General features: G+C 73.0%; 13 protein-coding genes. 1 reads left to right on the top strand and 12 read right to left on the bottom strand.

Annotation, left to right across the window (positions count from 1 at the left end):
• Positions 1–106: 106 nt before the first annotated feature.
• From prcA to ACI795_RS19200, 10 genes are all read right to left on the bottom strand, one after another.
• Positions 107–1,036: a proteasome subunit alpha gene (prcA, locus tag ACI795_RS19245; protein ID WP_457077269.1), complete on the bottom strand. Its 930-nt coding sequence runs from the start codon at positions 1,034–1,036 to the stop codon at positions 107–109.
• Between the two features lie 3 nt (positions 1,037–1,039).
• A complete protein-coding gene (gene prcB / locus ACI795_RS19240; protein ID WP_457077268.1) occupies positions 1,040–1,882 on the bottom strand; it encodes a proteasome subunit beta in 843 nt (280 codons plus the stop codon).
• A 168-nt stretch (positions 1,883–2,050) separates the two neighbouring features.
• Entirely contained in the window at positions 2,051–2,695 is a 645-nt protein-coding gene (locus ACI795_RS19235) for an endonuclease VII domain-containing protein (RefSeq protein WP_457077266.1), read from the bottom strand.
• Between the two features lie 29 nt (positions 2,696–2,724).
• Positions 2,725–2,934: a ubiquitin-like protein Pup gene (locus ACI795_RS19230; protein ID WP_457077264.1), complete on the bottom strand. Its 210-nt coding sequence runs from the start codon at positions 2,932–2,934 to the stop codon at positions 2,725–2,727.
• 75 nt (positions 2,935–3,009) lie between these two features.
• A complete protein-coding gene (dop, locus tag ACI795_RS19225) occupies positions 3,010–4,515 on the bottom strand; it encodes a depupylase/deamidase Dop (RefSeq protein ID WP_457077263.1) in 1,506 nt (501 codons plus the stop codon).
• Positions 4,516–4,605: 90 nt separating this feature from the next.
• Positions 4,606–5,565 (bottom strand): NAD(P)-dependent alcohol dehydrogenase, encoded by a 960-nt coding sequence (locus ACI795_RS19220; protein WP_457077262.1) that lies wholly within the window; start codon positions 5,563–5,565, stop codon positions 4,606–4,608.
• Complete coding sequence (locus ACI795_RS19215) at positions 5,562–5,777, bottom strand: helix-turn-helix transcriptional regulator (protein ID WP_457077261.1); 216 nt, start codon at positions 5,775–5,777, stop codon at positions 5,562–5,564. Before ACI795_RS19215 ends, ACI795_RS19220 begins: the two co-directional genes overlap by 4 nt.
• An 11-nt stretch (positions 5,778–5,788) precedes the next feature.
• Positions 5,789–6,217: a hypothetical protein gene (locus ACI795_RS19210; RefSeq protein ID WP_457077260.1), complete on the bottom strand. Its 429-nt coding sequence runs from the start codon at positions 6,215–6,217 to the stop codon at positions 5,789–5,791.
• A gap of 150 nt (positions 6,218–6,367) precedes the next feature.
• Positions 6,368–8,089 carry a proteasome ATPase gene (gene arc / locus ACI795_RS19205; protein ID WP_457077259.1) on the bottom strand — a complete coding sequence of 574 codons (1,722 nt, stop codon included), beginning with the start codon at positions 8,087–8,089 and terminating at the stop codon, positions 6,368–6,370.
• Positions 8,090–8,291: 202 nt separating this feature from the next.
• On the bottom strand, positions 8,292–9,215 hold the full coding sequence (locus tag ACI795_RS19200) for a tRNA (adenine-N1)-methyltransferase (protein ID WP_457077258.1): 924 nt from the start codon (positions 9,213–9,215) through the stop codon (positions 8,292–8,294).
• 85 nt (positions 9,216–9,300) lie between these two features.
• Here ACI795_RS19200 and ACI795_RS19195 point away from each other — a divergent pair, with 85 nt between their 5' ends.
• Positions 9,301–10,215, top strand: coding sequence for a RecB family exonuclease (locus ACI795_RS19195; RefSeq protein WP_457077257.1), 915 nt, complete (start codon positions 9,301–9,303; stop codon positions 10,213–10,215).
• Between the two features lie 7 nt (positions 10,216–10,222).
• Here ACI795_RS19195 and ACI795_RS19190 read toward each other — a convergent pair whose 3' ends face one another.
• Together ACI795_RS19190 and ACI795_RS19185 are read right to left on the bottom strand one after the other, a co-directional pair.
• Entirely contained in the window at positions 10,223–10,948 is a 726-nt protein-coding gene (locus ACI795_RS19190) for an HAD family hydrolase (protein ID WP_457077255.1), read from the bottom strand.
• Positions 10,949–10,985: 37 nt separating this feature from the next.
• On the bottom strand, positions 10,986–11,678 hold the full coding sequence (locus ACI795_RS19185; protein WP_457077254.1) for a class F sortase: 693 nt from the start codon (positions 11,676–11,678) through the stop codon (positions 10,986–10,988).
• Between the last annotated feature and the right edge of the window lie 132 nt (positions 11,679–11,810).

Raw genomic sequence — 11,810 nt, 5'->3', positions numbered from 1 at the left:
CCCCCCCCCCCCCCCCCCCCCCCCCCCCCCCCCCCCCCCCCCCCCCCCCCCCCCCCCCCCCCCCCCCCCCCCCCCCCCCCCCCCCCCCCCCCCCCCCCCCCGCCGCTCACTGCCCGCCGGTGCCCTCGTCGTCCGCCGGCCCGCTGCCCTCGGTGCCGCCGCCGACCCCGTCAGTGGTGGTCGGCTGGGCGGACGCCTGCTCGGTGCCCCCGGCGGTGTCGACCGAGGCCGGGTCACCCAGGCCGGCCGGGGTGCCCGGCGCCGGGGCGCTGGGCGTGTGGGCGGAACCGGCGGCCTCCGCGGGTGCGGCCGGCTCGGGTGCCGGCTGGTCGGTGAGCAGGGCCCGCAGAGCCGCGCCGGTGACCCGGCGGAAGGTCCGCTTGGGCCGGCGCCGGTCCAGCACCGCCACCTCCAGCTGCTCGGCCGGCAGCTGGTCGTGCCCGCCGCCGTTGGCGCTGGTGGCGGGGCTGACCGCCGACAGCGCCTGCACGCCGACCCGCAGCGCCTCGGCCAGCCCCAGGCCGGCGGTGAAGTGCTGGCGCAGGTTGGCGGTGACTGCCTCGGCCTGGCCGCCCATCACCACGAAGTCCGGCTCGTCGACGACCGAGCCGTCGAAGGTGAGCCGGTACAGCTGGTCGCTGTCGGCGGTGTCACCGACCTCGGCGACGCAGAGCTCCACCTCGTAGGGCTTCATCTGCTCGGTGAAGATCGCCCCGAGGGTCTGCGCGTAGGCGTTGGCGACGATCCGGCCGGTCACGTCGCGCCGGTTGTAGGAGTAGCCGCGCACGTCGGCCAGCCGGACGCCGGCCACCCGGAGGCTCTCGAACTCCGAGTAGCGGCCGACGGCGGCGAACCCGATCCGGTCGTAGATCTCGCCCACCTTGTGCAGCGTGGAGCTGGGGTTCTCGGCGATGAAGAGGACGCCGTCGTCGTAGGTGAGCACGGCGACGCTGCGGCCGCGGGAGATGCCCTTGCGGGCGTACTCCGAGCGGTCGCGCATGACCTGCTCGGCGGAGGCGTAGTACGGCATCGTCATGGCTCAGCCCTGCCCGTCCGTGACCGAGCGCTCCGCGACGATGGCGGCGGCGACGGTGGAGACCTCTGCGTCGGGGAGCCGGACCGCGCCCTCGGCGTCGACCCGGTAGACGATCGGGAACAGCTTGCGGACCATGTCCGGGCCGCCGGTGGCGGAGTCGTCGTCGGCGGCGTCGTAGAGCGCCTCGACGACGGTGCGGGTGGCGGCGTCGGCGGACAGCCCCGGGCGCCAGGTCTTCTTCAGCGAGCTCCGGGCGAACAGCGATCCGGAGCCCACGGCCGTGTAGCCGCTCTCCTCGTAGTTCCCGCCGGTGACGTCGTAGCTGAAGATCCGGCCCGGGCTCGCGCCCTCGGCGGCGTCGAGGTCGTAGCCGGCGAACAGCGGGACGACGGCGAGGCCCTGCAGCGCCGCGCCGAGGTTGCCGCGGATCATCGCGGCCAGCCGGTTGGCCTTGCCGTCGAGGGACATCGTGACGCCCTCGATCTTCTCGTAGTGCTCCAGCTCCACCTGGTAGAGCCGGACCATCTCGATCGCGATGCCGGCGGCGCCGGCGATGCCGATGACCGACCAGGAGTCGGCCGGGTAGACCTTCTCGATGTCGCGGCTGGAGATGAGGTTGCCCATGGTGGCCCGGCGGTCGCCGCCCATCAGCACGCCGCCGTCGTAGGTGGCCGCGACGATGGTGGTGCCGTGCGGGGCGAGGTCACCCATCGGCGTGCTGGGGAGCGTCCGCCGGCCGGGCAGCAGGTCGGGCGCGGTGGCGCCGAGGAAGTCGGTGAAGGAGGACCCGACCCGGTCCAGGTACGCGGGTGGGAACCCGCTCCGACCGGTTGCGAACTCGCTCACCCATCCGCCTCTCCCGCCGCCCGGTGGCGGCTGTCCGTGCTGCTCGCTGACCTGCGCCGGCGCGGATCCGAGCGGCGCGCGACGCGCCGCCGACCCTACCGGCGAGCCGATCACGCTGCCGATCACCGGTCGGTCCGGGGAGGTCAGCCCGGTCGCCACGTGGGGGGCTCACGCGGAGGTGCGCATTGCCAGCCAGCGCACGTACCCCGGGCTGCAGCCGTTGTCAGGAGACACCCCGCTGAACTGCCCCGTGGCCGCGGCGACCGAGGAGTCGCGATGTTCCTCCACGTAGTCGGCGGCCGCCCTCAGGACCGACGGGTCGTCCTGCAGGAGCCCCAGACCCTGGTTGCACCGCTGGCACAGGAGCGCCCTGACCCGGCCGGTCTGGTGGTCGTGGTCGAGGTGTTCGGGTGCGGCCGCGCCGCAGATGGCACAGGCGTCTGCCTGGCCGGCGCGGAGCGCGGCCACGTCCGCCCGGGTCAGGCCGTATCGCCGCGTCCAGTAGGCGTCGTTGCTCGACCTGCGATGGCACCGCAGACAGCGGCTGCCGAAACCCGAACGCTGCCGGGAATTGCGAGAGAACTGCTCGTGCGTGACGGCCTGCCGGCATCCGGGACACCAGCGGGATCCCTCGGGCACCCATGAGTGGTCGCGCACGGTCTTGCCGACGGCTGCACGCGACGTCCGGTACCACGCACCGTTGCGACGGCGGTTGCAAGCCAGACAGTAGAACGAGAGCCCGTCGGGGAGCGCCCGGTTGCGCCCGAACTCACTGGTCGGCTTCTCCTCGCCGCAGTCGGGGCACCTCTTCATCACACTGATGACTTAGAGTAGCGAGACGACTACTCTCCGCCCTTCTGAACGTACGATTTCACGAACTCCTCGGCGTTCTCCTCCAGCACCCCGTCGATCTCGTCGAGGAGCGAGTCGACGTCGTCGGTCACTTCCTTGGTGCGCTCGCTCGCCTCGGTGTCGACCGAGGCCTCGACCTCGTCGGTCTCCTCGCGCGAACGCGAGGACCGCTGCTGCCCGCCGGTGTCCCTGGTGGCCATGTCACCCTCCCTGAGCTGGTGTGGTGCGCTGTCGCAGAAGTTACCCGCGGGGTGTGACAGGAGCGTGCCGAACGCTCACCCCCCGGTGATGGTGTCCACGAGCTCCGCCGCGCTCGACGTCGACTCGAACAGCGCCCCGACGTGCTCACGGGTGCCGCGCAGCGGCTCCATGGTGGGGATGCGCACCAGGTTGTCCCGGCCGACGTCGAAGACCACCGAGTCCCACGAGGCGGCCGCCACCTGGGCCGGGTACCGGCGCAGGCACTCCCCGCGGAAGAACGCCCGGGTGTCCTCCGGCGGGGTGGTCATGGCCCGGGTGACCTCGTCGTCGGTCACCAGCCGCCGCATCGAGCCGCGGGCCACCAGGCGGTGGTACAGCCCCTTGTCCGGCCGGACGTCGGAGTACTGCAGGTCGACGAGCTTGAGCCGCGCGTCCCCCCAGGCCAGGCCGTCACGCTGGCGGTACCCCTCCAGCAGCCGCAGCTTGGCCGGCCAGTCCAGCTGGTCGGCCAGCCGCATCGGGTCGGTCTCCAGGTCGTCCAGCACCGACTCCCACCGGCGCAGCACGTCGGCGGTCTGGGCGTCGTCGTCCCCCTGCGCGGCCACGAACCGCTGCGCCATCGCCAGGTACTCGCGCTGCACCTCGATCGCGGTGAGCCGCCGGCCGTCGCGCAGCCGCACCCGGTGGGTCAGCGACGGGTCGTGGCTGATCGCCTGCAACGCCTCGACCGGCTCCTCGACGGTCAGGTCCCGGTCCAGGGCGCGGGCCTCGATCATCGCCAGCACCAGCGCCGCCGTCCCGACCTTGAGGTAGGTGGACAGCTCGGCCAGGTTGGCGTCGCCGATGATCACGTGCAGCCGGCGGTACTCGTCCGGGTTGGCGTGCGGCTCGTCGCGGGTGTTGATGATCGGCCGCTTGAGCGTCGTCTCCAGACCGACCTCGACCTCGAAGAAGTCGGCCCGCTGGGACAGCTGGAAACCGTCGGTGCGCCCTTCGGAGCCGATCCCGACCCGGCCGGCGCCGGCGAACACCTGCCGGGTGACGAAGAACGGGATGAGGCCCTTGATGATGTCGATGAACGGCGTCCGGCGGTCCATCAGGTAGTTCTCGTGGGCGCCGTAGGAGGCGCCCTTCCCGTCGGTGTTGTTCTTGTACAGCTGGATGGCACCGGTGCCGGGCACCCGCGCGGCCCGGCGGGCCGCCTCGGCCATGATCCGCTCCCCCGCCTTGTCCCAGAGGACGACGTCGCGCGGGCTGGTGACCTCCGGCGTCGAGTACTCCGGGTGGGCGTGGTCGACGTAGAGCCGGGCGCCGTTGGTGAGGATGACGTTGGCCATCCCGCTGTCCTCGTCGGGGTCGTTGTGGTCCAGCGCGGTCGCCGGGGAGAGGTCGAACCCGCGGGCGTCGCGCAGCGGCGACTCCTCCTCGAAGTCCCAGCGTGGCCGGCGCGGGGTCGGGGCCTCCGCCACCGACCACGCGTTGACCACCTGGCTGGACAGCGTGGTCGGGTTGGCCCCCGGCTGCCCGGGCACCGAAATGCCGTACTCGAGCTCGGTGCCCATCACCCGTCGCACGCTCATGAGCCACAGGTTAGGCGCCGGGGCGGGGAGCGACCCGGGCGTCGCCACCGGGGATCGGGACCGGGCCCCGGCGGCGCGGCGGTCGGACCGCTACGGGGTGACCACGGCCTTGCCGCGGACCAGCCCCTGCTCCAGGTCACGCATCGCCCGGGGCACCTCCTCCAGGGTGGCGGTCCGGTCGAGGACCGGGGTCACCTGACCGGTGCCGACGAACTCCCGGACGACCTCCAGGTCGGCCCGCCGGACGGTCGAGACGAAGAACGTCATCCGCTGGCGGAGGACGAGGGACCACAGCACGGCACGGAGCTGGCGGTCCAGCCCGCCCGTCCAGCGCCCGCCGCCCTCGCCGCCGACGATGACCAGCGTCCCCCGGGGCGTCAGGAGCTGCCGCAGCCGCCGCAAGGTGCGGTTGCCGGCGATGTCCAGCACCAGGTCGTACCGTCCGGTGAGGTCCTCCCGGGTGTGGTCGATGACGTCGTCCGCCCCGAGGGAGCGCACCAGCTCGACCTTGGCGGTGCTGCAGACGCCGGTGACGTGCGCGCCGTACGCCGCGGCGAGCTGAACGGCGTACGTGCCGACACCGCCACCGGCACCGATCACCAGCACCCGCTGCCCTGGCCGCACCCGGCCCTGGTCGCGCAGCGCCTGGAGCGCCGTGACCGAGGAGGAAGGCAGCGCCGCCGCGTGCTCGAAGCCCAGCTCCGCCGGCTTCCTCGTGCAGCGGTCCTCGCGCACGGCCGCGTACTCGGCGAACGCGCCGCTGCAGCTGCCGAACACCTCGTCGCCCGGCCGGACGGTGGTCACCTGATCGCCGACCGCCTCCACGACCCCGGCGACGTCCATCCCCAGGACCCGGTTCCGCGGGCGACGCAGCCCGGTTCCCAGGCGCACCAGGTACGGCGTGCCGGTCATCAGGTGCCACACCCCGCGGTCGAGGCCGGCCGCCCGGACCCGGACGAGCACCTCATCGGCGCGGATCTCCGGCTCCTGGACGTCGGCCACCGCCAGGACGTCCGCCGAGCCGTACTCCTCCCGCACGGTCGCCTTCACTGATCGGTCCCTCCCTGGTCGGGGTACTGGAACACCTCGTCGAGCCGCACACCCAGCGCCCGGGCGATCAGGAACGCCATCTCCAGGGACGGCGAGTAGCGGCCCTGCTCGATGGCGATGACCGTCTGCCGGCTCACCCCGACGAGGTCCGCGAGCTCAGCCTGGGTCATCTCACCGCGGGCGAACCGGAGGGCCCGGATCGCATTGGTCACCTTCGTCGGCCTCACCACGCCGGGAAGCCCCACCGGTAGGCAGCGATCCGGGCGACGGAACCGAGCACCGCCGACAGCACGAACGCCAGGTAGACGGCGTTGGCGATCCAGAAGTGGTCGGCCTCGGCCATGGCGAGGAGCAGCGCGGCCACCCCGCCGATGACCAGGAACGACTGGCCGACGTGGTCACCGAACCGGTCGATCTCCCGGTCTCGCGGGTCCTTCCGGCCGGCGTCCTGCCGCGCGGACACCGCGAGCGGGACCTGCAGGACGACGTCGGCCACGATGGCCGCGGCGATGCTCCACAGGAGGGCCGCGACGTACGGGACCTGTGCCAGCGCACCCTCGCCTGCCCGGCCCAGCACCGCCGCGAGGTATCCGGCGTACGCGGCCACGGACACCCCGAGCATCAGCCATGCCCGCTTCTCCTGGAACGCCACCGCAGACCTCCCGTGTCGCAGATGCTGGACACGAGGAAGGTAAAGCTCCGTCGACACGATGTAAAGGAAACTTGACGTGACCAGGTGGTCGGACGACGGACGGCCCGGCTCCCGTGCGGGAGCCGGGCCGTCGCTGGGCGGGTCCGGTCGTTACAGGTACTGGCCGGTGTTGGTCGCGGTGTCGATGGCCCGGCCGCTGTCGGTGCCCTTGCCGGAGATCAGCGTGCGGATGTAGACGATCCGCTCGCCCTTCTTGCCCGAGATCCGCGCCCAGTCGTCGGGGTTGGTCGTATTGGGCAGGTCCTCGTTCTCCTTGAACTCGTCGACGCAGGCGGCCATCAGGTGCCCGACCCGCAGACCCCCGGTACCGGTCTCCAGGCGGTCCTTGATCGCCATCTTCTTCGCCCGGTCGACGATGTTCTGCAGCATCGCCCCGGAGTTGAAGTCCTTGAAGTACAGGACCTCCTTGTCACCGTTGGCGTAGGTGACCTCCAGGAAGCGGTTGTCCTCGGTCTCGGAGTACATCCGCTCGACGGTGGACTGGATCATCCCGGCGATGGTCGCCTCGCGGCTGCCACCGTGCTCGGCCAGGTCGTCGGCGTGGATCGGCAGCGTCGTCGTCAGGTACTTGCTGAAGATGTCCCGCGCGGCCTCGGCGTCCGGCCGCTCGATCTTGATCTTCACGTCCAGCCGGCCGGGCCGGAGGATCGCCGGGTCGATCATGTCCTCCCGGTTGGAGGCGCCGATGACGATGACGTTCTCCAGGCCCTCGACGCCGTCGATCTCGCTGAGCAGCTGCGGCACGATCGTCGACTCGACGTCGGAGGAGACCCCCGACCCGCGGGTGCGGAAGATCGAGTCCATCTCGTCGAAGAACACGATGACCGGCGTGCCCTCGCTGGCCTTCTCCCGAGCGCGCTGGAACACCAGCCGGATGTGCCGCTCGGTCTCGCCGACGTACTTGTTGAGCAGCTCCGGGCCCTTGATGTTGAGGAAGTAGGAGCGGCCCTGGCTGGTGTCGGCGTCGCCGCGCACCTCGGCGACCTTCTTGGCCAGCGAGTTGGCCACCGCCTTGGCGATCAGCGTCTTGCCGCAGCCGGGCGGGCCGTACAGCAGGATGCCCTTGGGCGGGCGCAGCTCGTACTCGCGGAACAGGTCGGCGTGCAGGAACGGCAGCTCGACGGCGTCGCGGATCTGCTCGATCTGCCGGCCCAGGCCACCGATGTCCTCGTAGTCGATGTCGGGGACCTCTTCGAGGATGAGCTCCTCGACCTCGCTCTTGGGGATCCGCTCGTAGACGTAGCCCGAGCGCGTCTCCAGCAGCAGCGAGTCACCGCTGCGCAGGGGCTGGCCCTCCAGCGAGTCGGCCAGGCGCACGACCCGCTCGTCGTCGGTGTGGCCGATCACCAGGGCCCGGCGCGGCTCGCCGGCGACCGGCTCGAGCAGCTCCTTGAGCGTGACGACGTCACCGGCCCGCTCGAACCCGCGCGCGGCGACGACGTTCATCGCCTCGTTGAGCATGACCTCCTGACCGTGCCGCAGCTCGCCCACGACGACGTCCGGGGACACCGACACGCGCAGCTTGCGGCCACCGGTGAAGACGTCGACCGTGCCGTCGTCGAAGCGCTCCAGGAAGACGCCGTAGCCCGACGGCGGCTGACCCAGCCGCTCGATCTCCTCCTTGAGCGTGACCAGCTGCTCGCGCGCCTCGCGCAGCGTGCCGGCCAGCTTGTCGTTGCGCTCGGAGAGGAAGGCCGCGCGGCCCTCCGCCTCGGCGAGCCGCTCCTCCAGCGCGCGCACCTGGCGCGGGCTGTCGGTCACCTTGCGCCGCAGGAGGGCGATCTCCTCCTCGAGGTAGGAGATCTGGTTCACCAGGGAGGCGACGTCACGCTCACGCCGCGCTCGGAACTCGTCAGGACCAATGCCGCCCATCGCGCACCTCCGCACACATCGGGGGGAGCCAGGGAGCCAATCTATACACGCGGGAGGTGACGGCGCCGCATGCTCGGAACAGCCACACACGGTGGGTCCTGACGTCATCCCCCCGACACGTGCGGGCCCTGTCGGCCGCCGATCAGGCGAGCTTCTTGCGCCGCTGCCTCATCGGCGCGACGGCGCCCTCGGCCAGCCGCCGGGCGGTGACGAGGAAGGCGGTGTGGGCGACCATCCGGTGCTCCGGCCGCACGGCCAGGCCCTCGGCGTGCCACGGCCGCAGCATGGTCTCCCACGCGTACGGCTCGGTCCAGCACGCCTGGGCGCGCAGCGCCTCCACGTAGACCGACAGCTGGGTCGTCGTCGCCACGTAGCCGATGAGGACGCCACCCGGGCGCAGCGCGGCGGCGACGGTGGGCAGCACCGCCCACGGCTCCAGCATGTCCAGGACGACGCGGTCGACGGTCTCCTCCGCCGGGTGCTGGTCCAGATCGCCCAGCCGCAGCGACCAGTTGGCGGGCACCTCGCCGAAGAAGGCGCCGACGTTGCCCCGGGCGACGTCGGCGAAGTCCTCACGTCGTTCGTAGCTGGTCAGGCTGCCCCGCTCCCCCACCGCGCGCAGCAGCGAGCAGCTCAGCGCGCCGGACCCGGCGCCTGCCTCCAGCACCCGCATCCCCGGACCGATGTCGCCGAAGCCGACGATCTGCGCGGCGTCCTTGGGGTAGATCACCTGCGCGCCGCGGGGCATCGACAGCACGAAGTCGGCCAACAGCGGGCGCAGCGCCAGGTAGCCGGTGTTCGCCGTGGAGTGCACGACGGAGCCCTCCGGCGCGCCGATCAGGTCGTCGTGGCTGATCGCGCCGCGGTGGGTGTGGAACTCCTTGCCCGGCTCGAGGACGACGGTGTGGTGCCGGCCCTTGGGGTCGGTCAACTGCACCCGGTCACCGACCCGGAAGGCGCCGTCGACCGGGTCGGGCGCGTCGGCCGCGGTGTCGTCGGCCGCCACCGGGGCCGGCGGCTCGGCCGGCGGCCGCGGGGACAGGTCCTGCTCCTGCTCTGCACTCACGGAAGGCGAGGGTACGGACGCCGTCCGGTGTGACCTGCGGCGCGGACGCTCGGAACTGTCGCAGGGCCCACCTAGCCTCGGGGACATGACGGTGACGACGGAGCTCTCCCCGGCCGAGCGGACGACGGCCTCGGACACCGTGCCCCGGCGTCCGTCGCTGTCCCCGTCCCGGGCCGCGGACTTCAAGTCCTGCCCCCTGCTCTACCGGTTCCGCACCATCGACCGGCTGCCGGAGAAGAAGTCGCGGGCCGCGGTCCGCGGCACGCTGGTGCACTCGGTGCTGGAGCGGCTGTACGACCTGCCACCTGCGCAGCGCACCCTCGACGCCGCCCGCGACCTGGTCGCACCGGCCTGGGAGGAGCTGCGCGAGGAGCCCGGCATCCCCGAGCTGTTCGCGGCACCCGAGGAGGAGGGCGCCCCGAAGGCGGAGAGCCTCGAGGCGTGGCTGGCCTCGGCCGGTGAGCTGGTGGAGACCTACTTCCGGCTGGAGGACCCGACCCGCATCCAGCCGGACGGCCGGGAGGAGCTGGTCGAGGTGACCCTCCCCGACGGGCTCTTGCTGCGCGGGTACGTCGACCGGCTCGACGTCGCCCCGACCGGGGCGCTGCGGGTGGTCGACTACAAGACCGGCGGCATGCCGCGCGAGGCCTTCGAGGGCAAGGCGCTGTTCCAGATGAAGTTCTACGCGCTCGTGCTGTGGCGCACCCGGGGCGTGGTCGCCGCGCAGCTCAAGCTGCTGTACCTCAAGGACGGCGACGCGCTCACCTACTCGCCGGACGAGGCGGAACTGGTCCGATTCGAGCGGACCCTGCAGGCGATCTGGGCGGCGATCGAGCGGGCCGTGGAGACCGGTGACTTCCGGGCCAACAAGAGCCGGCTGTGCAGCTGGTGCGACCACCAGGCGCTGTGCCCGGCCTTCGGCGGCACTCCCCCGCCGTTCCCGGCCGAGGCGGCGGCCGCGGCGGGCTGGCGCACCACGCTGCCGGTCACCCCGGTCTGACGGGCGGTCAGACCGGCCCGCCCGCCCCGGCGAGGGCGTCCAGGTCGGCCGGGGTCAGGCCGGCCAGGCTCGACCGCAGGGTAAGCCCGGCACGTGGTTCCAGTGACTGCAACGAGGGGACGCCGAGCACTGCCGCGCCGGCGGCGAGCCCCGCCGTGACGCCGACCGCGGAGTCCTCGACCACCACCACGCGGTCGGCGGTCACGCCGAGCGCCGCCATCGCCTGCCGGTAGGGCGCCGGGTCGGGCTTGCGGGCCGGCACCTCGTCCCCGCACACGGTGACGTCGAACGGCGACCCGCCCAGGTCCTCGGCGATCCGGTCGAGCACCAGGACCGCGACCCGGCGCGGCGTGGTGGTGACCAGCGCTGTGGCCAGGCCCGCGGCGCGCACCTCGGTGAGCAGCTCCCGCGCCCCCGGGCGCCACGGGATCCCCCGGGTGGCCATCAGCCGGGCGGTCTCGTCCTCGACCCAGCGGGAGTCGGCCGCCAGCTGCCCGGCGCTTCGCTCGACCCCGAGGTCGGCGTACAGGACCCCCATCGCCACCCGCATGCTGGTGCCCACGGTGCGCTCCCGGCCGGCGGCGGAGAAGACCCCGCCCAGCTCGGCGGCGAGCGCCGTCATGGCCTCGCCCCAGAGCTCCTCGGTCTCCACCAGCGTGCCGTCCATGTCGAAGAGCACTGCCTGCAGTCGCTGCAACGAGCCGGTACCGCCGCCCATCGAGGTCACCGACACGCCGGGAAGCCTACTGAGCGGTCGTTCCCACGCCGGATCAGGCGGGCTGGGTGCGCACCAGCGTCGCGAAGGCGATCACGTTGTCCTCGTAGCTGCGGGCGGCGGAGTCGAAGTCGCCCCCGCAGGTGATCAGGCGCAGCTGGGCGTCGTCGGTGTCGCCGTAGACCTCGATGGTCGGGAAGTCGTCCTTCGGGTGGCGCTCCACCCGGTCGACCGCGAAGACCGCGACCGATCCGTCGGTGCGCCCCACCTCCACCTCGTCACCGGGCTGCAGCGCACCCAGCTCGAAGAAGACGCCCGGCCCGTGCGCGGCGGAGTCCACGTGGCCGAGCAGTGCGGCCGGGCCAACGGCGCCGGGTGCCGGACCGCGCTCGTACCAGCCGGCCTGGTCGTCCGGCTCCAGCGGCGGCACCTCGACCGTGCCGTCGTCGTTGAGGCCCAGCCGCATCAGCTCGCTGGTCACCCCGATGGCCGGGATGCTCAGCGAGACCGGTTCCGCGACGGGCTCCGCGGACTCAGCGGCTTCCGGGGTGCTCGACGGCGCAGGTGGCGCCGGCGCCGGCTCACCGGTGGGCGCCGCGGACGTCGCCCGCGCGGTGGCCGCCGGCTGCGGCGGCCGCTCCTGCCCGGTCACCGCGACCACCACCGCCACGACCGCGACGACGACGAGCGCGACGGCCAGCGCCGTCCAGGTACGGGGGCCGGGTCGTCGGCTGCTCTGCTCGGTCACAGGGAGGTCCTTCCGGAAGGGGCGGGGGGCCGGGGGGGGGGGGGGGGGGGGGGGGGGGGGGGGGGGGGGGGGGGGGGGGGGGGGGGGGGGGGGGGGGGGGGGGGGGGGGGGGGGGGGGGGGGGGGGGGGGGG

This window comes from Modestobacter sp. SYSU DS0290 (assembly GCF_054050955.1).
The sequence above is the reverse complement of the archived record's forward strand: the minus strand, read 5'-3'. Positions and strand labels throughout refer to the sequence as shown.